Source organism: Pandoraea sp. XJJ-1, from assembly GCF_026802345.1.
In the GTDB taxonomy this organism is placed as follows: domain Bacteria; phylum Pseudomonadota; class Gammaproteobacteria; order Burkholderiales; family Burkholderiaceae; genus Pandoraea; species Pandoraea cepalis.
In genome coordinates this window covers 2,191,831-2,212,297 of record NZ_CP113827.1, presented here as the reverse complement: position 1 = coordinate 2,212,297, position 20,467 = coordinate 2,191,831, and the positions used below count along the sequence as shown (strand labels likewise).

The window sequence follows — 20,467 nt, the reverse complement described above, 5'->3', positions numbered from 1 at the left end:
TGATGGGAAAGACGCAGACGCGCTTAGCTGGTCCTGTCGGGCCTTGCGCGCACTGCTGCGCACTGGCCGCTGACATCGATATGACATCGGTTCGCATCATACCATCGCATCCCTCGCCGTCGCGCATTTACAACGCCCGGAATCCGGCAAAATGCCTGACAGCACGCCGGCGGCCACAATGCACAGTCCACCCGCGATGTCGCGCACGCCCAGCCCTTCGTTCGCCAGCCACCAGGACGACATCGCCGCCACCACGATCTCGAAGAGCATGATGAGCGCCGCCTGATTGGCGGGCACCTGGGCCAACCCGAACTGCACCACGACATTGGTCAGCGCAATCGCGCAGCCCAAGGCGAGCGCCACGGCAGCGGCGGCCGTACCCGACGTGAGCGCCGAGACGGCAGCGCGCCCCGTGTCGGCCCCGCCATCGAACGGCAACACCAGCAACCCGCCGACCACGCAGCCGAGATACAGCGTCCAACTACGCATTTCGGCACGCACGTCAGGCATCGCCTGACTGACGCGCCGCAGCAGCACATTGTTGAGCGCAAAGGCCGCCCCGGCAATGGCGCCCGCCCATTCGCCGGGGTTGTTGGGCAGCGGCCAGCCCAGCGCGGGCGACCAAAGCATCAGCCCCGCCCCACCGAGCGCCAGCGCGATCAGCCCTACGCCGCGCACACCGACGCGCTCGCCCAGCAGCCAGTGGGCGAACAGCGCCGTCCAGACCGGCGTCAGGTAGAACAGCAGCAGGACACGCATCACGTGTCCGTGCGTCGTGCCCCAGACAAACGCGACGTTGGTCGCGCCGCCGGCGAACGCCACCCCCGCCAGCAGCCACGACCACCGTAACGTGCCGAGCGAGCGGCGATATACGAGCGTGAGCAACAGCAGCGCGACGCTTGCGGTGCCGACCTGCGCGGGGACCGCCGCCACGCCCCACTGGGCTAGCATGCGATAGGGAAACCAGGCCAGCCCCCACACCGACGACCCCATAAGAATGGCCAGGGCAGGTGCCGCCCGAACGCGCCGCGACGCGCTCGCCGTCGACGCCGGGCCGTGCGCGCCGTTACCGGCTACGGTCATGCTGTTGACTCCTGAAAAATCTGAGTTATTCCCTGGGCTTGCCCCATCGGCGCCTCGGAATAGGCTGAATTACGCAGCGGTCGCGCTTTGTGCGCGCCATAACGGTATAATTTTCGCTTTGCCGATCTTGCCATTCTTTAGCGCGTTCGGGAACCGTCCTTCGCGCGTTGTTACGAACGATACCGCCGCCCTGTGTGGCCTGCGCCCTGCCAGTCCGGCCCCGGAAAGCGCTCGTCGTGCCGCGCGGCGGCGCGGCACGACGCCCAGCCGGCCGGCCCGCACGGCGCCGGATTGCCCTCGAAAGTTGCCTTGCTCGGCAGCGCGAACCCTAGCCCTGAGTCTGTTTGAATTCTCGTGAACCCATTACTCGACAAGCTCCAGCCCTACCCCTTTGAACGCCTGAAGTCGTTGGTGGCGGACATCACGCCTGCCAGCGCGTACAAGGCCATCAGCTTCGGCATCGGGGAACCCAAGCACCCGACGCCGCAGTTCATCAAGGAAGCCCTGATCGACGGGCTGGGCGGCCTCTCGAACTATCCGGCCACCGCGGGCGGCGAGCCGCTGCGCGCGGCGATCGCCGAGTGGCTGGAGCGCCGGTACGCACTGCCCAACGTGAATCCGGCCACGGAAGTTCTGCCGGTCACGGGCTCGCGCGAGGCGCTCTTTTCGTTCGCCCAGGCGGTCGTCGACGGTAGCAAGCCCGGCGCGCGCGTGGTGTGTCCGAACCCGTTCTACCAGATCTACGAAGGCGCCACGTTGCTCGCCGGCGCGACGCCCTATTACGTCGACAGCGATCCCGCGCGTAATTTCGCGCCGGACTACGACGCCGTGCCGGCCGACGTCTGGCGCGACGTCCAACTTGTCTATCTCTGCTCGCCGGGCAATCCGACCGGCGCCGTGCTGAGCCTTGCCGACTGGAAACGCCTGTTCGACCTCTCCGACGAATTCGGCTTCGTGATTGCGTCCGACGAGTGTTATTCCGAGATCTACTTCGACGAAGAACATGCGCCACTGGGCGCCCTGGCGGCGGCGCATCGACTGGGTCGGGGCTTCGACCGTCTGGTCGTGTTCTCGAGCCTGTCGAAGCGCTCGAACGTGCCGGGCATGCGCTCGGGGTTCGTGGCGGGCGACGCCGCTGTCCTCAAGAAATTCCTGCTGTACCGCACGTACCACGGCTGCGCGATGAGTCCGGCCGTGCAAGCGGCGAGCGTTGCAGCGTGGAACGATGAAGCCCACGTGCGCCTGAACCGCAGCAAGTACCTGAAGAAGTTCCAGACCGTCACGCCAATGCTCGCCGACGTGCTCGACGTGCGTCTGCCAGACGCGGGCTTCTACCTGTGGGCTCGGGTCGACACGAAAACCGGCCTGTCCGACACGGAATTCACGCGCCAGTTGCTGGCGCAATACAATGTGGCCGTCCTGCCCGGGTCGTACCTGGGCCGCGCGGCGCACGGCACCAACCCGGGCGAGAACTATGTGCGCATCGCCCTTGTGGCCGATGTGGACGAATGCACCGAAGGCGCCCAGCGCATCGTGCAGTTCTGCCAATCCCTTTAATTCTCACTGCAACCGATTCTCGCCATGTCGCAACAACTGCAAACCACCATCGACCAAGCCTGGGACAACCGTGCCGAGATCTCGGCGAAGTCGGCACCTGCCGAGGTGCGTGAGGCCGTCGCCCACGTCATCGCCGAACTGGACAAGGGCGCCTTGCGCGTGGCCCAGAAGCAAGACGGCCATTGGATCGTGAACCAATGGGTCAAGAAGGCCGTGCTGCTGTCGTTCCGCCTCGAAGACAATGTCGTGATGCCGGCTGGCGGCTTCAGCCAGTTCTACGACAAGGTGCCGAGCAAGTTCGCCAACTACACCGCCGACGACTTCGCACGCGGCGGTTTCCGCGTCGTGCCGCCGGCCGTGGCGCGTCGTGGCTCGTTCATCGGCAAGAACGTGGTGCTGATGCCGTCGTACACGAACATCGGCGCCTACGTTGACGAAGGCACGATGGTCGACACGTGGGCCACCGTCGGTTCGTGCGCCCAGATCGGCAAGAACGTTCACCTCTCGGGCGGCGTCGGTATCGGCGGCGTGCTCGAACCGCTGCAGGCCAACCCGGTCATCATCGAAGACAACTGCTTCGTCGGCGCCCGCTCGGAAGTCGTGGAAGGCGTGATCGTCGAAGAGAACTCGGTGATCTCCATGGGCGTGTATCTGGGGCAGTCGACCAAGATCTACGATCGCGAAACCGGTGAAGTGCATTATGGCCGCGTGCCGGCCGGCTCGGTCGTGGTGCCGGGCAACCTGCCCTCGAAGGACGGAAAGTACAGCCTGTACTGCGCCGTGATCGTGAAGAAGGTCGATGCGCAAACGCGTGCCAAGACGGCCATCAACGACCTGCTGCGCGGCGAGTAAGGCAACGCGGTATCCGAGGCTTCGCCGCCAGTTGGGCGGCGAGGGCTTCGGCGCATCTTTGCAATCGCGACACCAGGAGTTTCGGCGATGACGGCAGTGCTGTATGGCATTCCCAACTGCGACACCGTGAAGAAGGCGCGCACCTGGCTCGACGAGCACGGCGTGGCGTACGACTTTCACGACTTCAAGAAAGCGGGCGTGAACGACGCGCTGCTGGACACCTGGCTCGCCCAGGTTCCGCTTGCCACGCTGCTCAATCGCAAGGGCACGACCTGGCGCAAACTCTCGCCGGAACAACAAGCGGCGGCGGCCGATACGTCGGTGGCCCGCACGCTGATGGTCGAAAATCCATCGCTCATCAAGCGCCCGGTGCTGGTGGCCGACGGCCAGGTTTCCGTGGGCTTCGCGCCCGACAGTTACGCCTCACGATTCTGAATTCATGACTTTCTCCCAAGGCGCCACACTGGCGCTCACCGAGCAACTGATCGCCCGTCACTCGGTGACGCCCGAAGACCGCGACTGCCAGGCCATCCTGGCGCGCCGCCTTGAGGCCATCGGCTTCGCGTGCGAGACCATCGCGTCGAACGGCGTGACCAACCTCTGGGCGATCAAGCGCGGCACGCGCGGCCCCGACGGCCGGCTGCTCGTCTTCGCAGGCCACACCGACGTCGTACCGACCGGCCCGCTGGAGCAATGGCATTCGGATCCGTTTGCCCCCACGCATCGTGACGGCATGCTCTACGGTCGTGGCGCCGCCGATATGAAAACGTCGCTGGCGGCGTTCGTGGTCGCCTCCGAGGAGTTCGTCGCCCAACATCCGGATCACACCGGCTCCGTGGGTTTCCTGCTGACCAGCGACGAGGAAGGCCCCGCCACCGACGGTACCGTGAAGGTCGTTGAAGCGCTCACGGCGCGGGGCGAGCGCCTGGACTACTGCGTGGTCGGTGAGCCGACCTCGAGCCAGCGCCTGGGCGACATGGTCAAGAACGGCCGTCGCGGATCGATGTCGGGCAAGCTGGTCATCAAAGGCGTGCAGGGGCACATTGCCTATCCGCACCTCGCCAAGAACCCAACGCACCTGTTCGCGCCGGCACTCGCCGAGCTGACGCAAACCGTGTGGGACAACGGCAACGAGTATTTCCCGCCCACCACGTGGCAAATCTCGAATATCCACGCAGGCACCGGCGCGACCAACGTCATTCCCGGCGAGTTGACGGTGATGTTCAACTTCCGCTTCTCGACCGCCAGCACGTCCGACGGCCTCCAGCAACGGGTGCATGCGTTGCTCGACCGTCACGGCCTGACCTATACGCTCGACTGGTCGATCAGCGGCCAACCGTTCCTCACGCCGCGCGGCGACCTGTCGGCAGCGCTCGCGAGCGCCATCCGCGAGGAAACGGGGCTCGAGACCGAACTCTCGACCACGGGCGGCACGTCCGACGGGCGTTTTATCGCGCGCATCTGCCCGCAGGTCATCGAATTCGGTCCGTGCAACGCCAGCATCCACAAGATCGACGAACACATCGCGGTGGCCGACATCGAACCGCTCAAGAACATCTATCGGGGCGTGTTGACGCGCCTGGTGGCCTGAGGCGCACGAGGCATTCCACCATGACGACACAGACCCATCCCTTCCAGACATTACGCGACCTATTGCGCTACGCCGTTTCGCGCTTCACCGAGGCCGAGCTGGCCTTCGGGCATGGCACGGCCACGGCGTACGACGAGGCCGCCTATCTGCTGCTGCATACGCTGCACCTCCCGATCGACACACTCGACCCGTTTCTCGACGCCCGTTTGCTGCCCGACGAAATCGAGCGCGTACTGTCGGTCGTCAACCGTCGTGCGGGCGAGCGAGTGCCGGCGTCTTACATCACGAATGAAGCGTGGATGCACGGTCACCGGTTCTACGTGGACGAGCGCGTCATCGTGCCGCGCTCGTTCATCGGCGAATTACTGGAAGACGCTTTGCAGCCGTGGGTCGATCACGCCGACGACGTGGCCGAGGTCCTCGAACTGTGCACCGGCTCCGGCTGCCTGGCGATTCTGGCCGCCGAGACCTTCCCGGCCGCGCAGATCGATGCCGTCGACATTTCACCCGACGCGCTCGCCGTGGCCAGGATCAACGTGGCCGACTATGGCCTCGACGACCGTGTCGCGCTGCATCTGGGCGACCTGTATGCACCGCTGCCCACGGGCAAGCGTTACGAAGTCATCCTCACCAATCCGCCGTATGTGAACGAAGGTTCGATGCAGGTGCTGCCGGCCGAGTATCGCCACGAGCCGCGTCTTGCCCTGGCGGGGGGTAACGACGGGATGGACGTGGTTCGACGCATCATTGCCGGTGCACGCGAGCACCTGACGGAGCATGGCGTCCTGGTCGTGGAAATCGGCAACGAACGTCACTTTGTCGAAGCCGCGTTCCCCGATCTGCCGATGACGTGGCTCGCCACGAGCGCCGGCGACGACATGGTGTTCCTGGTACAGGCCGCCGACCTGCCGTAATCGCCTCGGTGCTCGCCCATTGCAGCGAGTGCTCGCCTAAGGTCGTGCAGCCCGGTTACACTCGGGTTCCCGGGTCCGCGCGACTCACGGCATGGAGGAAGATTGTCCGTCATGGTGCTCAATTGGCTCGACGTCGGCTTTGCCGTCGCCTGTATCCATGCACTGGGGGCGATCGCCGCGATCCATGCCGTGCTGACGGTACGGACGTCGCAGGGCGCCGTGGCGTGGGCGGTATCGCTCGTCACGATGCCCTACCTCACGCTCATCCCCTACCTGTTCCTCGGCCGATCGAAGTTCATCGGCTACGTCGAGGCCCGGCGCGCCCGGAATCAAGCGTTGCAAACCCGCATCGGCGAAACACAATGGAGCGGTGAGCCGCCTGTCGCGATGGAAGCCCATCCCGAGTTTGCGGCGCTCACCGCCATGACGGGCATGTCGTTCGTTGCCGGCAATCGCGTGCGTCTGCTGGTGAACGGCCACGCCACGTTCGACGCCATCTTTGCCGCCATCGACCGCGCGCGCGACTACATCGTCATTCAGTTCTTCATCGTCAAGGACGATGCCCTTGGACGCGCCCTGTCCGCCCGCCTGCTCGCGCGCGCCGCCACGGGCGTGAAGGTATTCTTTCTCTACGACCGGATCGGCAGCCACGACTTGCCCGGCAGTTACTGCGACACGCTGCGCCAAGGCGGTGTCCTCGTGCACGAGTTCGCCGCCGCCAAGCGCGGTATTTTCGTGAATCGCTTCCAGTTGAACTTTCGCAATCACCGCAAGATTGTCGTGATCGACGGCAACGAAGCGTTCATCGGCGGTCACAACGTCGGCGTGGAGTATCTTGGCGAGAAACCGCCGCTGGCCCCCTGGCGCGACACGCACATTGCCGTGCGCGGCCCGGCAGTGGTCGGCATTCAACGCGCGTTCGCCGAAGACTGGCACTGGAGTACGGGCACGGTACCGGAGCTGAATCGTCAACCGGTCGCCTCCGGCGAAGACATGCACTGCCAGGTGGTGCCCAGCGGCCCCGCCGACCGGCTGGAAACGTCGTCGCTCTTCTTTGTCACCGCCATCAACGCTGCGCAACAGCGGGTCTGGCTCACCACTCCCTACTTCGTGCCCGACGAAGCCGTGTTCTCCGCATTGCGCCTGGCGGTGCTGCGCGGCGTGGACGTGCGCATCCTGATCCCCGACCGGGCCGATCACCGCGTGGTGTTCGAAGCCACCACGTCGTACGCCTTCGAAGCCGCCCGCAGCGGCATCAACGTCTATCGGTATCAACACGGCTTCGTTCACCAGAAGGTCGTACTGATCGACGACAGCGCGGCCGCCGTCGGTAGCGCCAACCTCGACAACCGGTCGTTCCGCCTCAATTTCGAGATCATGCTGCTGACCGTCGACCGCGCCTTTGCCGATGACGTCGCGTTCATGCTCACGCACGACTTCGAGCATGCCACCCTGCTGAACAAGGACGAATTTCGGACGATTCCGAAATGGCGCCAGATTGTGATGCGCGTGGCGCGGCTTTTCGCCCCAATTCTGTAGCCAGTCGACGGCGCGCATCGCATTCGCCTGCGCAGACCGGTAAAATAGCGGTTTTGCCGTCCTCTGCGCGTGGGTTTGCCGGCATGGCACGTTCGGTCCTCATTGGATCGACGGCACATGCCCGCCGCGCAGGCCAAGGACGCACTGACCCGCTTACCCCTCGGCCTTTTTCGTGATCCGATTCGAACACCTTTCCCTCGCGCGCGGCACCAAGCCGCTCTTCGAGGACACCTCCGTCACGCTCAACCCGGGCGAGCGCGTCGGCCTCGTCGGCGCCAACGGCGCCGGCAAGTCCACGCTGTTCGCGCTGTTGCGCGGGCAGTTGCACGCGGATGGGGGCGATGTCTTCGTGCCCAGTAGCTGGCGCCTGGCGCATGTGATGCAGGAGACGCCAGCGGTCGAGCGTACTGCGCTCGACTACGTTCTCGACGGCGACACGCGGCTGCGTGAGATCGAAGCGAATATTGCGGCGGCGGAAGTCGCTCACGACGGCCATGCCCAGGCCGACGCCCACGCGGCCTTCGCCGACGCCGACGGGTACACCGCCCCGGCCCGCGGCGAGGCGCTGCTGCTCGGCCTCGGCTTTACGTTGGCGCAAACGCAGTTGCCGGTCGCCAGCTTCTCGGGCGGGTGGCGCATGCGCCTGAATCTGGCGCAGGCGCTCATGTGCCCGTCCGATCTGTTGCTGCTCGACGAGCCGACCAACCACCTGGATCTGGACGCCATCGTCTGGCTCGAAGACTGGCTCAAGCGTTACCCCGGTACGCTCATCGTGATTTCGCACGATCGCGAATTTCTCGACGAGGTCTGCAACGTCACGCTGCACATCGAGAATCAGCAGATCAAGCGTTACGGTGGCAACTACAGTCAGTTCGAAATCCTGCGCGGCCAGCAACTGACGCTGCAGCAAAGCGCCTTCGAGAAGCAGCAAAAGACGATTGCGCACCTGGAGTCGTTCATCACGCGCTTCAAGGCCAAGGCGACGAAGGCACGCCAGGCGCAGAGTCGCGTGAAGGCGCTCGAAAAGATGGAGCGCATCGCCCCCGCGCATATCGCGTCGCCGTTCACGTTTGAGTTCCGCCCGGCTGACAGCGCGCCGAACCCAATGCTCGTGCTCGAAGCCGTCCGTTGCGGCTACCCGCTCGAGGACGGCAGCGAGAAGGTCATCCTGCCGCACGTCACGATGTCGGTGCAGAACGAGCAACGTATCGGCCTGCTCGGCGCCAACGGTCAGGGCAAATCGACGCTGATCAAAACGCTCGCCGGCACGCTGGCGACCCTCACCGGCTCGGTGAAAACCGGCAAGGGCCTGCAGATCGGCTACTTCGCCCAGCATCAGGTCGAAACGCTGCGTCACGACGATTCGCCGTTGCAGCACTTGCAGCGGCTCGCCCCGGATACGCGCGAGCAGGAGCTACGGGATTTTCTGGGCGGGTTCAATTTCCGTGGTGACATGGCCACGTCGTCGATCGCCCCGTTCTCTGGCGGCGAGAAGGCGCGTCTGGCGCTCGCGCTCATCATCTGGCGCAAGCCGAACCTTCTGCTGCTCGACGAACCGACCAATCACCTGGACCTAGAAACGCGCCACGCGCTCACGATGGCCTTGGCGCAGTTCGACGGCACATTGATTCTCGTCTCGCACGATCGGCATTTGCTGCGCGCGACCACCGATCAGTTTCTGCTCGTGGCCGGCGGCGAAGTAAAGCCGTTCGACGGCGATCTCGACGACTATCGCGACTGGCTGCTGCAACACGCGGCCGACCAACGGGCCGCGGCACGTGATGCCAGCAACGGTAGCGGTGAGAGTGCAGAGGGTGGCGACGGCGTCAATCGCAAGGATCAGAAGCGCGCCGAAGCGCAGGAACGCCAGCGGCTGTCTCAACTGCGCAAACCGCTGCAACGCAAGATCGAGAAGCTGGAGCAATCGATGGCGAAACTCGCGGACGAAAAGGCGCGACTCGACGCCATCCTCGCCGACAGCGGCACCTATGAAGACGCGAAAAAAGCCTTGCTGACCGACAGCCTGAAGCAGCAGGTGGACGTCACGGCCAAACTGTCGGACATTGAAGCCGAATGGCTCGACGCACAGGAAGCGCTCGAGCAGATCGTCTGACAGGCGTCAGACCCTGGCTGCCGGGGCGGTGGCATGGCCTTGAGAAGGCCTGCCCCGGAGCGCCCCCAAGCGCCAGCGCGACTACAACCCCGCCACGACGGAAATCGCGTGCTCCAAACGGTCGACGGCATGCACTTCGAGGCCGTCGATGGGTTGCTTCGGCGCATTCGCCTTCGGGATGATCGCAATCGAAAAGCCCAGTTTGGCGGCTTCCTTGAGACGATCCTGACCGCGCGGGCTCGGCCGGATTTCGCCCGCCAGCCCGACCTCGCCGAATGCCACGATGCCGCGCGGCAACGGCTTGTTGCGCAGCGACGAATGAATTGCCAGCAATACGGCCAGATCGGCCGCCGGCTCCGAGATCTTCACGCCGCCGACGGCGTTCAGGAACACATCCTGATCGAAACAGGCGATGCCCGCATGACGATGCATCACGGCGAGCAACATGGCCAGCCGGTTCTGCTCCAGCCCCACGGCCAAACGCCGCGGATTGGGCACCTGCGCCGTGTCGACCAGCGCCTGCACCTCGACGAGCAGCGGGCGCGTGCCTTCCTGCGTGACGAGCACGCACGAGCCCGGCACGCTTTGCTCATGTTGCGAGAGGAACAAGGCCGACGGATTCGCCACGCCGCGCAGGCCTTTCTCCGTCATCGCAAACACGCCCAACTCGTTGACGGCACCGAAGCGATTTTTGAACGCCCGCACCAACCGGTACGACGAGTGCGTATCGCCCTCGAAATACAGCACCGTGTCGACGATGTGTTCGAGAACGCGCGGCCCGGCGAGACTGCCTTCCTTGGTTACGTGGCCAACCATGATCACCGTTACGCCGCTCTGCTTGGCGCTGCGCGTGAGTTGCGCCGCGCATTCGCGCACCTGCGCGACCGATCCCGGCGCCGAACTGAGCGCTTCTGAGTAGACCGTCTGGATCGAGTCGATCACGACCACGTCGGGCTTCTCCGACTCGATGGCGCCCAGAATCTTCTCGAGCTGGATTTCCGCCAGCAAATCCAATTCCCCGCCGCCCTCGCCCGCGGCGCCGAGGCCCAGGCGCTGCGCACGCAAGGCAATCTGCGCGCCCGATTCTTCGCCGCTCACATACAGCGCACGCCGTTCGCGCGCCAGATGTGCAAGCGACTGAAGCAGCAGCGTCGACTTGCCGATCCCGGGATCTCCCCCGATGAGCACCACGCCGCCGGCAACCAGACCGCCGCCCAGCACGCGGTCGAATTCGCTCACGCCGCTGGAGAAGCGCGGCACATCGGCCGCCTCGATCTGCGCGAGCTTGCGCACAGGCGTACTCTTGGCGAGCGATTGGTATCGATGACCTGTCGGCGCTTCCGCCACCGATTCGACGAGCGAATTCCAGCCGTTGCAGTGGGGACACTGCCCCGCCCACTTGGGCGTCTGCCCGCCGCATTCGGTACAAATATAGACAGTCTTGGCTTTGGCCATGCGTGGCGATCCTGTCCTGATGCTCAGTTCGCGTACACCGGCACGCGGCGCGCCACGGCACACATCAGCTCATAGCCGAGCGTGCCGGCCGACGCTGCGACCTCGTCGATGCAAAGGCCCCGCCCCCACAACGTGACAGGCGCACCCACGCGTGCCTGCGGCACCGGCGTGAGATCGACGGCCAGCATGTCCATCGACACGCGGCCCACGGTGCGCGTGCGCACACCGTCGACCAGTATCGGCGTGCCCGAGGGTGCAACACGCGGATAGCCGTCGGCATAGCCGCAGGCCACTGTGCCCACGCGCATCGGCGTCTCGGCGGTGAATACGCTACCGTAACCGACCGTACCGCCCGCCGGCACGTCCTGAATACCGATCAACTCGGCTTCGAGCGTCATGGTCGGTTGCAGATCAAGCGTGGCCGCCGGGACTTCGAGACCTTTCGGCGAGGAGCCATAGAGCATGATCCCCGGGCGCACCCATGCGCCGTGTGCTTCCGGATGGAACAGCGTGGCGGCCGAGTTGGCCAGGCTGCGCTCGCCCGGCACGTCGCATGCGCCACGCTCGAACGCTTCCATCTGATACGCAATGCCGCGCGGACCGTCGGCATCGGAAAAGTGAGTCATCAGCACGATCTGGCTCACGCCGGGAATCGCGCGAGCACGCTCCCATGCGGCGCGAAATCGCTCGGGGGCAAAGCCGAGACGGTTCATGCCCGAATTCATCTTGAGCTGCACGTTGAGCGGCTTGCTCAGGCGCGTGGTCTCCAGCATGCGCAGTTGTTCGTCGCTGTGCACGGTCGTCGTCAGACCATACTTGTCGACGACGGCCAGATCTTCGGGTTTGAAGAACCCTTCGAGCAGCAGAATCGGACCGGCCCAGCCGAGTTCGCGCAAACGCACGGCCTCGTCGAGATCGAGCAGGCCGAAGCCATCGGCGTCGCGCAATCCGGGATACGCGTTTTCAATGCCATGCCCGTAGGCATTGGCCTTGACCACGGCCCACACCTTGGCGCGGGGCGCACTGCGGCGGGCGACATCGAGATTGTGGGCGAGGGCTGCGGTGTGAATCGAGACTTTGATTGGACGAGGCATAAGCGGACACGGGATCGAAGGAGACGCTCGCCAGGACAGGCTGGCGGCATAACGCATCGGCATATTTTCGTGTTATAAAGCCGTGCGCACAACTTGTTTTGCCAAATTTTTCTCCCGATAACAAGACCGGTCTCAGACCGAGGGCGACCGGGCGCCCGACACGGGGAGCATCAAGGCCGAATATACGGCCGAATAACGACAGTTGATTGGCCGAAGCGCGCCGATACCCCGATGTTTAAGCCCGGTTTCTTCCGTGGGGAAGCCCGTTGCGGGCGCTGCGGATACCGACAACCGAGACACGCAAGTTTTACGCAGCACGGGATCGACTCAAGGAACGATGAAGAAAGGCTTTTATACCATCATGGCCGCGCAGTTTTTTTCGTCGCTGGCCGACAATGCATTGCTCATCGCCGCAATCGCGCTCCTGAAAGATCTGCACTCCCCGCAGTGGATGACGCCGCTGCTCAAGCTCTTCTTCGTGCTCTCCTACGTCATTCTCGCCGCCTACGTCGGGGCCTTCGCCGATTCGATGCCCAAGGGCAAGGTCATGTTCATCAGCAACTCGATCAAGGTCGCGGGCTGCCTGATGATGCTGTTCGGCTCGCATCCACTGATCGCGTATGGTGTAGTCGGCTTCGGCGCGGCGGCCTACTCGCCCGCGAAGTACGGCATTCTCACCGAATTGCTGCCTGCGGAGAAACTGGTCGCGGCCAACGGCTGGATCGAGGGGCTGACGGTCAGTTCGATCATTCTCGGCACCGTTCTCGGCGGCACACTCATCAGTCCACATATTTCCGAATGGGTGCTCCAACGCACGCCAGAGGTCATCAATACGCCGGCGATGGCCTCGATGGTGGTCATCATGGTCATCTACGTGATTGCCGCGCTGTTCAATTTGCGCATCCCCGACACGGGCGCGCGTTACGCGCGTCAGCAACGTAATCCAATCCGACTCGTCTCCGATTTTGCCGACTGCTTCACCACGCTGTGGCGCGACAAGCTGGGCCAGATCTCGCTCGCCGTCACGACCCTGTTCTGGGGCGCGGGAGCAACGCTCCAGTTCATCGTGCTGCGCTGGGCCGAAAAAGCGCTGGGCATGACGCTCTCGGAAGGCGCCATCCTGCAGGCGGTGTCCGCGGTGGGCGTGGCCATCGGCGCCATCGCCGCCGCCTCGCGCATCCCGCTCAAGCGTTCACTCTCAGTGCTGCCGGTCGGCATCGCCATGGGCATCGCGGTGATGGCGATGGCCTTCTTCTCGAAGGACCTACTGCCGTGGGGCGCCGATTGGAAAGTGCCGCTGTACCTGATCGTTGCCTACATCTTCCTCATCATCGTCGGTGCGCTCGCGGGTTTCTTCGTGGTGCCGATGAACGCCCTGCTCCAACATCGCGGTCACGTCTTGCTCTCGGCGGGCCATTCCATCGCCGTGCAGAACTTCAACGAGAACCTTTCCGTGCTCATCATGCTGTGCCTCTACGCGCTGCTGATCTGGTTCAACGTGCCGGTGGGGGTCGTCATCATTCTGTTCGGCGTGTTTGTCTCGGGTACGATGTGGCTCGTCATGCGGCGTCACCAGGCCAATCAGCGCGAATTCGATTCGGTCGCGCTCATCGGCGAAATCAAGCATTGATATGTCTTCGCGTCAGTCGTCCGTTCCCATCGTTCTCACCATTGCCGGCTCGGATTCCAGCGGTGGCGCCGGCATCCAAGCCGATCTGAAAACGTTTTCCGCGCTCGGCGCCTACGGTGCCAGCGTGATTACCGCCCTCACCGCGCAGAACACGCAGGGGGTCACCGCCATCCACACGCCGCCGGCGAGTTTCGTCACTGCGCAAATGGATGCCGTTTTCCAGGATCTGACGGTCGATGCCGTCAAGCTGGGCATGCTTGGCAATGCCGAGGTCGTGCGCGCCGTTGCCGCCGGATTGCGGCAGTACAAGCCGCGCTTCGTCGTGCTCGATACCGTGATGATCTCTAAGAGCGGCCACGCGTTGCTGCAACCCGACGCCGTCGCCGCATTACGCGATGAACTGCTGCCGCTGGCGGATCTGATCACCCCCAACCTGCCGGAAGCGGCGGCGCTGCTCGACGTCGAGCCCGCGACCGACGAACGCGAGATGGAACAGCAAGCGCAAGCGCTGCGCGCGCTGGGCGCTCGCCATGTGCTGGTCAAGGGGGGCCATCTGGCCAGCGATCTCAGCCCGGACTGGCTCGTGAGCGCGACCGGGGTCGAGCGCTTCACCGCCCCGCGCATCGCCGTGCACAACACCCACGGTACCGGCTGCACGCTCTCCGCCGCGCTGGCCGCGTTGCGACCCCGCCGCCACGACTGGTCGGACACCGTGCGCGACGCCAAGGCGTATCTCAACGGCGCGCTTGCCGCCAGCGACACATTGCACATCGGCCACGGCGTCGGCCCCGTGCATCACTTCCACGCCGTCTGGCCCAAGGCGTGACGCAGTGAGGCGCTGACGCGCTGAACGCTCGCAATACGCGCAATACGCCGACTCAGATCGACGGCGCGCCGTCGTCGGCACTCTGCGCCAGCGCGCGACGCGCGGCCGCGTCGGCCCGCTCGCTCAATTCCTCGATGCGATGCCGGGCGCGCGGCGCCCAGAAATCAGGCACGATAAATCCGCGCTCTTCCTCGAACCAATCCCCCTCGCCCGCCCGCCGGTTCAGCGACACGACGAGCAACGGCTCGGCGCCGCGTTCTCGCCAGTGCGTCTCGATTCGGGTATGCATCGCCGCCAGCGATAGCGCCGAGGAATCGCTGACGCGCGCGGGGGCCAGCCAACGCGCGCGCGGCAGCAATGCCCACGTGCGTTCGCGTGCGGCGCTCGGCGCACGTTGTGTCGACTGCGCGTGCGCCCACCACTCGTCGAGCGTCGCCCACCAGCCTCGACCGTGCGCCTCGGACGCCACCGCCGGCAACTGCCCACCGTGCGCGAGTGGATGGAAAAGCCAGCCCTTCAGATAGACCTGCGGCAGCCACGGTCCGGCGATAGGCAATGCGCTAAGCGCTGCGTCCAGCGTGGTCAGGCGCAATTGATGATCGAGCAACCGCGCCACCTTGTCGGCCAGGCTGTCGGCCAGATTCGGTCCGAGCCAGTGAAACTGCACGGCACGTTCGTCGAGCCCCGGCGACGGCGTCGCTGGTGGCACGAACAGATACAGCTTCACCGCCAGCTCCCAATGCAGCAATTGACGGTCGGCGCGCCGGGCCAACAGGAAATCGCACTCGCCGAGCGTCATATTGCCGCGCCGGGCGTCACGCACCTGCAAACCGGCGGCGAGCAGATCGAAGCGAGGACTGTGCAGCAGTGCGAAGTGCAGCAGTTGCTCCGCATAGCGCCCCAGGCGATGACTTTCGCCGCGCGCAAGAAAGTCGCGCAACGGCTCGACGTCGGCATCGCAGGCCAGTAGCCAGTCGCGCAGGATTCGGGAATGGGGGACGGGATCGGCGATGTCGGGCTGGCGCGCCACATCGTTCACCGCCTGCACGCCGTCGAACTGCGCCAGCGCCGCCGGAAAGCGGGCGGCACTGAGCAGATCGGCGGACAACAGCAGCCACGCGAGGTCGCGCACCGGCGCCTCGCGCAGCGTTTCGATCAGTTCGCCGTAGGCGTCTGGGAGGGAGTCGATTCGCACACAGCCTCGTAGGTAGCCCGTGCCAGGCACCAATCGGTCCAGGCCTTGGCCTTGTCGGGCAAACTGCGCAACAGGTAAGCCGGATGGTACGTCACGATCACCGGCACGCCTTCATATTCATGCACGCGCCCGCGCAGGCTGGCGATGCTCGCCTGCGTGCGCAAAATGCTCTGCGCGGCGAAACGCCCCATCACCACGATCACGCGCGGCTTGAGCAGTGCCACCTGACGCTTCAGGTAAGGCTCGCAGCTCGCCACTTCGGTCGCTTCGGGATCTCGGTTGTTCGGCGGACGGCACTTGAGGACGTTCGCGATATACACGTTCTCGCCGCGCTGCAATGTCACGGCGCGCAGCATGTTGTCGAGCAGCTTGCCCGCCTGCCCCACGAACGGCTCGCCCTGCAAATCCTCCTGCTGGCCCGGGGCTTCCCCCACGAGCAGCCAGTCGGCCTCGCGGTCGCCCACGCCGAAGACCGTCTGCGTACGCGTTTCGCACAGGCCGCACAGGCGGCAATTGGCGACGCGCTCCGTCAGCGCCTCCCAGTCCAGTGTCTCGACGCCCGGCAGCGCAGGACGCGACGGCGCCCCGGCCTCGCCCGCATCGCGCATGATCGACCACAGCGCAGCATCGGCGGCTGCGTCGCCGTCGCCGCTGCCATCGCTGTCGAGCCACATCGGCCTGTCGTCGGGCGGCAGGTCCTCCATGTGACGGCTGGCCCCACGCGGTGCGGATGTCGGTGCGGGCACCGGTGCCGACTCACGGCGGACAGGGGCCGCGGGTACTTCGCCCGATATCGCGGCGCGTCCGGCAGCACGCGCCATCGCCGGCGTGACGCTCGGCGTCACGTCCCACGGCGGCAGGTCGTCGGCATGGGCTTCGCCCCGAGGGGCGGCCGCATCGACGCGTGTCGCAACGTCGCCGCCCTCGTCAATCGCCGTTACCGTTGCCGTCGCCGCCGGGGCCACGGCCTCGTGCGACATCCACACCGGCCACAGCCCGAACTCTTCCAGAATCGCTTTAGGCCACGGCACGATCAGTCTCCCACGTCAGGCGCATCACAATGGCGTCTTCACGACGCCCGCTCGCCGGATAATATCCCTTGCGCCGGCCAATCTGCACGAATCCGAAACGCTCGTACACGCGCAGCGCCCTCACGTTCGACGGACGCACCTCCAGCAATACGCCGCTCATGCCCTGCGCACGCGAGACTCGCACGACCTCGTCAAGCAACTGCACGCCCAGCCCGTTGCCCTGCATTTCCGGCTCGACGCACACGTTGAGCAAATGTGACTCGTCGACGACCGGCATCATCAGAAAATAACCGAGCAGTGTGCCATCGACCGCGCGCAGGCAGACGCCCTGATGCCCGGCGTCGAGCGAATCGGCGAAGTTCTGGCGGGTCCAGGGATACGGATACGCGCGCACTTCGACGGCTACGACCTCGTCGAGATCGGCCAGCGTCATCGGCGAATAATGGTTCGGACCGGTCTGGCGCATCAGGGCACCTCCGGGGCATTTGCCTTCGCGGTCTGGGCCACGGCCTGCTTGATCGCTTCGCGCTCGGCGGTCGTTTGCGCCACCTTGTTGCGGATGTAGACCGGCATGGCCTGATCGGCGGGAATGGCGCCGCCCCGCGCGAAGGCGCGGGCCGCGAGCGCTGCGACGTAACGGGCACGCGGCATGGCGTTGGCCAGGACCGCCTGCGCCTGCGCGCTTGCCTGCAAACGATCGCCGAACGCCAGCGCGGCATTGCCCGCGATGACGAAATCCACTTCGGGTGCGCGCACCCGTTCGGCAGCGTCTAGCGACGCAGGCAGAACTTCGCGCCAGTCGTTCGTGGCGCTGTCCCAGGCGTAATCGGCCCAATAGGCCTCATTCATGCGCGCATCGAGTGCGACAAGCACGCGTTGTGTGTCGACGCGCAATGCGCGCGCCGCTTCGGCACACGCGAGCAACGTGCCCACCGGCACCACGGGCAGTGCGGCGCCAAACGCCAACCCCTGCGCGACACCGCAGGCCGTGCGCAACCCGGTAAACGACCCCGGCCCCGCCCCGAAGGCGATCGCGTCGCATTCGGCGAGCGTGACGCCGGCCTCGCGCAGCACGTCGCGCGCGGCGGGCAGAATATGGGTGCTGGAGACCGGGCCGGTATCGAGGTGGCGCTCGACCACAAGGGCCGGGGCACCGCTGGCGGGATCGTGACGGTATACGGCAACCGAACAGAATTCGGTCGAGGTATCGAGGGCGAGAAGCGTAATCGAAGACATGGCGCTATTGTAATCGGGTGGGCGGCGAGCCACCTAGCGGCACCGACGGTCGCCCGCCCCTGGCCGGTGCCAGCTTGCCGCATTCCGCGTAGCCGAGCATCGCAACCGCCCCATCACTCCGTGCAAATCCGAACGTGCACTTCCCCGAAAACACTGCTATAATCCGCGCTTCGCTTCGCGGATCGTCATTGGACTTCCTGCGAGGCGACGAAAAACTGCGTTTTGCCCCAATCCTGTGATAAGCCGCTGTAGTTCTTGCCGGTACTGGCGCTCCTGATAAAGGAACGACCCGCCACCGTCCCTGGCTTACGATACGGATTTCGATCCGCTTTCTGCCCCATCCGCGATTTGCTTCCTGCTTGCGACGAATTGGGTTTGCCGATTGGCGCCAACGCCCCGACATCACCTTTTTGATCCGCAAGAGGCTTCATGGAACAAACTTCCAAGATGTCTGCGCTCGCGCAGACGTATTTCCCTTCGTCCGAAGAAAACGCTAACGCTATTGTTGTCGATGCTGCTCCGGCAGCCAGCGACGACGGCAAGCCCACGTTCGCCGAACTCGGCTTGAACGCGGCGATTCTGTCGACGCTCACCACCGCAGGCTATACCCATCCGACGCCGGTGCAGCAGCGCGCGATTCCCGCCGCGCTCGCCGGTCGCGATCTGCTCGTGTCGAGCCCGACGGGCTCCGGCAAGACGGCCGCCTTCATGCTGCCCGCCATCCACCGCTTCGCGGAAATGCAGGCCAGCGGCGAGCTGAACAGCCGCGCCCCGGCCGCGCATCCGCGCAACGTGCCGGCAGAGCCGGGCGAAAAGCCCCGCAAGGGCCAGCGCGTGCGTCGCGTGGCCGCCCAGCCGCTGCTGCTTGTGCTCACGCCGACGCGCGAACTGGCGCAACAGGTCTCGACCGCGGCCGACACGTACGGCAAGCAACTGCGCCGCCTGCGCACGGTGAGCATTCTCGGCGGTATGCCCTACCCCCGTCAGCTCGAAATGCTGGCGAAGCAGCCCGAGATCATCGTGGCGACGCCGGGCCGTCTGCTCGATCACATCTCCAGCGGCAAAATCGACCTGTCGCAATTGATGATGCTGGTGCTCGACGAAGCCGATCGCATGCTCGACATGGGCTTCATCGACGACATCCAGACCATCGTCGACGCCACGCCGGCATCGCGTCAGACGCTGCTGTTCTCGGCAACGATCGACGGCCGCATGGGCGAAATCACGCGTCGTCTGCTGCGCGATCCGGAAACCATCGAGATCACGCGCGGCTCCGACCAGCGTACCAACGCCAACATCGAGCAAACGCTCCATTACGTGGACGATCGCGCCCACAAGGATCGCCTGCTCGCACACCTGCTCGGCAACGATTCGCTCGACCAGGCCATCGTGTTCACGTCGACCAAGCGCGACGCCGACCTGATCGCCGACCAGCTCGAACAAGCCGGTTTCGATAGCGCTGCGCTGCACGGCGATATGCCGCAAGGCGTGCGTAACCGTACGCTGCGTGCCCTGCGCGAGCGTCGTGTGCGCGTGCTGGTCGCCACCGACGTGGCCGCACGCGGCATCGACGTGCCGGGCATCACGCACGTGTTCAACTACGATCTGCCGAAGTTTGCGGAAGACTACGTTCACCGTATCGGCCGTACAGGCCGTGCCGGTCGTCGTGGCGTGGCCGTGAGCCTGGCCGCACACGCCGAAATCGGCGCGGTGCGTCGCATCGAACGCTACACGCGTGAACTGCTGCCGGTGAATGTCGTGGCCGGTTTCGAACCGCGCCGTGCCGCACCGAAGGCCGGTGCCGGCGGCAAGCGTCCGGGCCCGAGCCGCAATGGTCCGCGTCACGGTCAAGGCAACGGCGGCGGCAGCCGCTGGAGCAACAACGGTCCGCGTCACGCCAGCAGCGCCGGTAACGGCGGCAGCGGTAGCGGCGGTTATCAGGGCGGTCAGCGTTTCGGCGGCAACAAGCCGGCCGGTGCCCCGTTCGAGCGTCGCGAGGGCAATGGCTTCCAAGGGGGTTACCCGCAGAACGGCGCGGGTAACGGCGGTAATGGTGGCAACGGCTTCTCGAACGGCAGCGCGACCGACCGCTTCGAGCGTCGCGCTCCGCGCCCCGCCGAAGGCGGCTATCGTCAGGATCGCGGCACGCGCAGCTTCGACGCCCCGCGTCAAGATCGTGGCTTCAGCAATCGCAACGGTGGCGGCTTCAACAAGCGTCGCGACGACTGAACGGCCTGAGGCCGTCAGGACCGATGCCACATCGGTCCTGCGCAAATACCTGAAAACCCCGGATGTTGACGTCAACGGTCAACGCCGGGGTTTTTTCTTACGCGCGCCGGATCGAAAGAGGC

18 protein-coding genes are annotated in these 20,467 nt (G+C 65.3%); 10 read left to right on the top strand and 8 right to left on the bottom strand.

Annotation, left to right across the window (positions count from 1 at the left end; translation table 11 throughout):
* Positions 1–96 precede the first annotated feature (96 nt).
* On the bottom strand, positions 97–1,083 hold the full coding sequence (locus OYT13_RS10090) for a DMT family transporter (protein WP_268567655.1): 987 nt from the start codon (positions 1,081–1,083) through the stop codon (positions 97–99).
* Between the two features lie 354 nt (positions 1,084–1,437).
* On the opposite strand from OYT13_RS10090, the gene dapC reads away from it, so the two are divergent.
* The 7 genes from dapC (at position 1,438) to OYT13_RS10055 (ending at position 9,649) form a co-directional block, all read left to right on the top strand.
* Positions 1,438–2,640, top strand: a complete 1,203-nt coding sequence (dapC, locus tag OYT13_RS10085; protein ID WP_150563529.1) for a succinyldiaminopimelate transaminase — start codon at positions 1,438–1,440, stop codon at positions 2,638–2,640.
* Between the two features lie 24 nt (positions 2,641–2,664).
* Positions 2,665–3,492 (top strand): 2,3,4,5-tetrahydropyridine-2,6-dicarboxylate N-succinyltransferase, encoded by an 828-nt coding sequence (gene dapD, locus OYT13_RS10080; RefSeq protein WP_017234110.1) that lies wholly within the window; start codon positions 2,665–2,667, stop codon positions 3,490–3,492.
* A gap of 87 nt (positions 3,493–3,579) precedes the next feature.
* A complete protein-coding gene (locus tag OYT13_RS10075; protein ID WP_017234109.1) occupies positions 3,580–3,927 on the top strand; it encodes an ArsC family reductase in 348 nt (115 codons plus the stop codon).
* Positions 3,928–3,931: 4 nt separating this feature from the next.
* Positions 3,932–5,083 carry a succinyl-diaminopimelate desuccinylase gene (gene dapE / locus OYT13_RS10070; RefSeq protein WP_017234108.1) on the top strand — a complete coding sequence of 384 codons (1,152 nt, stop codon included), beginning with the start codon at positions 3,932–3,934 and terminating at the stop codon, positions 5,081–5,083.
* Positions 5,084–5,103: 20 nt separating this feature from the next.
* Positions 5,104–5,997, top strand: coding sequence for a 50S ribosomal protein L3 N(5)-glutamine methyltransferase (gene prmB / locus OYT13_RS10065; RefSeq protein ID WP_017234107.1), 894 nt, complete (start codon positions 5,104–5,106; stop codon positions 5,995–5,997).
* A 111-nt stretch (positions 5,998–6,108) separates the two neighbouring features.
* Positions 6,109–7,536 carry a cardiolipin synthase gene (gene cls / locus OYT13_RS10060; RefSeq protein WP_017234106.1) on the top strand — a complete coding sequence of 476 codons (1,428 nt, stop codon included), beginning with the start codon at positions 6,109–6,111 and terminating at the stop codon, positions 7,534–7,536.
* A gap of 172 nt (positions 7,537–7,708) precedes the next feature.
* On the top strand, positions 7,709–9,649 hold the full coding sequence (locus tag OYT13_RS10055) for an ATP-binding cassette domain-containing protein (protein ID WP_130025793.1): 1,941 nt from the start codon (positions 7,709–7,711) through the stop codon (positions 9,647–9,649).
* Positions 9,650–9,730: 81 nt separating this feature from the next.
* On the opposite strand, the gene radA is transcribed toward OYT13_RS10055, so the two are convergent.
* Complete coding sequence (radA, locus tag OYT13_RS10050; RefSeq protein ID WP_017234104.1) at positions 9,731–11,104, bottom strand: DNA repair protein RadA; 1,374 nt, start codon at positions 11,102–11,104, stop codon at positions 9,731–9,733.
* A gap of 23 nt (positions 11,105–11,127) precedes the next feature.
* Positions 11,128–12,198 (bottom strand): alanine racemase, encoded by a 1,071-nt coding sequence (alr, locus tag OYT13_RS10045; RefSeq protein WP_017234103.1) that lies wholly within the window; start codon positions 12,196–12,198, stop codon positions 11,128–11,130.
* Between the two features lie 337 nt (positions 12,199–12,535).
* Here alr and lplT point away from each other — a divergent pair, with 337 nt between their 5' ends.
* A complete protein-coding gene (gene lplT, locus OYT13_RS10040; protein WP_017234102.1) occupies positions 12,536–13,828 on the top strand; it encodes a lysophospholipid transporter LplT in 1,293 nt (430 codons plus the stop codon).
* A gap of 1 nt (position 13,829) precedes the next feature.
* Positions 13,830–14,654 (top strand): bifunctional hydroxymethylpyrimidine kinase/phosphomethylpyrimidine kinase, encoded by an 825-nt coding sequence (gene thiD / locus OYT13_RS10035; RefSeq protein WP_268567654.1) that lies wholly within the window; start codon positions 13,830–13,832, stop codon positions 14,652–14,654.
* 52 nt (positions 14,655–14,706) lie between these two features.
* Here thiD and OYT13_RS10030 read toward each other — a convergent pair whose 3' ends face one another.
* The 5 genes from OYT13_RS10030 to OYT13_RS10010 form a co-directional block, all read right to left on the bottom strand.
* Complete coding sequence (locus OYT13_RS10030; protein ID WP_268567653.1) at positions 14,707–15,849, bottom strand: DUF1853 family protein; 1,143 nt, start codon at positions 15,847–15,849, stop codon at positions 14,707–14,709.
* On the bottom strand, positions 15,810–16,880 hold the full coding sequence (locus OYT13_RS10025; RefSeq protein WP_268567652.1) for a uracil-DNA glycosylase: 1,071 nt from the start codon (positions 16,878–16,880) through the stop codon (positions 15,810–15,812). Before OYT13_RS10025 ends, OYT13_RS10030 begins: the two co-directional genes overlap by 40 nt.
* Complete coding sequence (rimI, locus tag OYT13_RS10020; protein ID WP_017232251.1) at positions 16,867–17,346, bottom strand: ribosomal protein S18-alanine N-acetyltransferase; 480 nt, start codon at positions 17,344–17,346, stop codon at positions 16,867–16,869. The genes OYT13_RS10025 and rimI overlap by 14 nt, the downstream gene beginning before the upstream one ends.
* Complete coding sequence (gene tsaB, locus OYT13_RS10015; RefSeq protein WP_268567651.1) at positions 17,346–18,116, bottom strand: tRNA (adenosine(37)-N6)-threonylcarbamoyltransferase complex dimerization subunit type 1 TsaB; 771 nt, start codon at positions 18,114–18,116, stop codon at positions 17,346–17,348. The genes rimI and tsaB overlap by 1 nt, the downstream gene beginning before the upstream one ends.
* 185 nt (positions 18,117–18,301) lie before the next feature.
* Positions 18,302–18,547, bottom strand: coding sequence for a hypothetical protein (locus OYT13_RS10010; protein ID WP_150563536.1), 246 nt, complete (start codon positions 18,545–18,547; stop codon positions 18,302–18,304).
* On the opposite strand from OYT13_RS10010, the gene OYT13_RS10005 reads away from it, so the two are divergent.
* A complete protein-coding gene (locus OYT13_RS10005) occupies positions 18,546–20,345 on the top strand; it encodes a DEAD/DEAH box helicase (RefSeq protein ID WP_261938696.1) in 1,800 nt (599 codons plus the stop codon). The genes OYT13_RS10010 and OYT13_RS10005 overlap by 2 nt on opposite strands.
* Positions 20,346–20,467 lie beyond the last annotated feature (122 nt).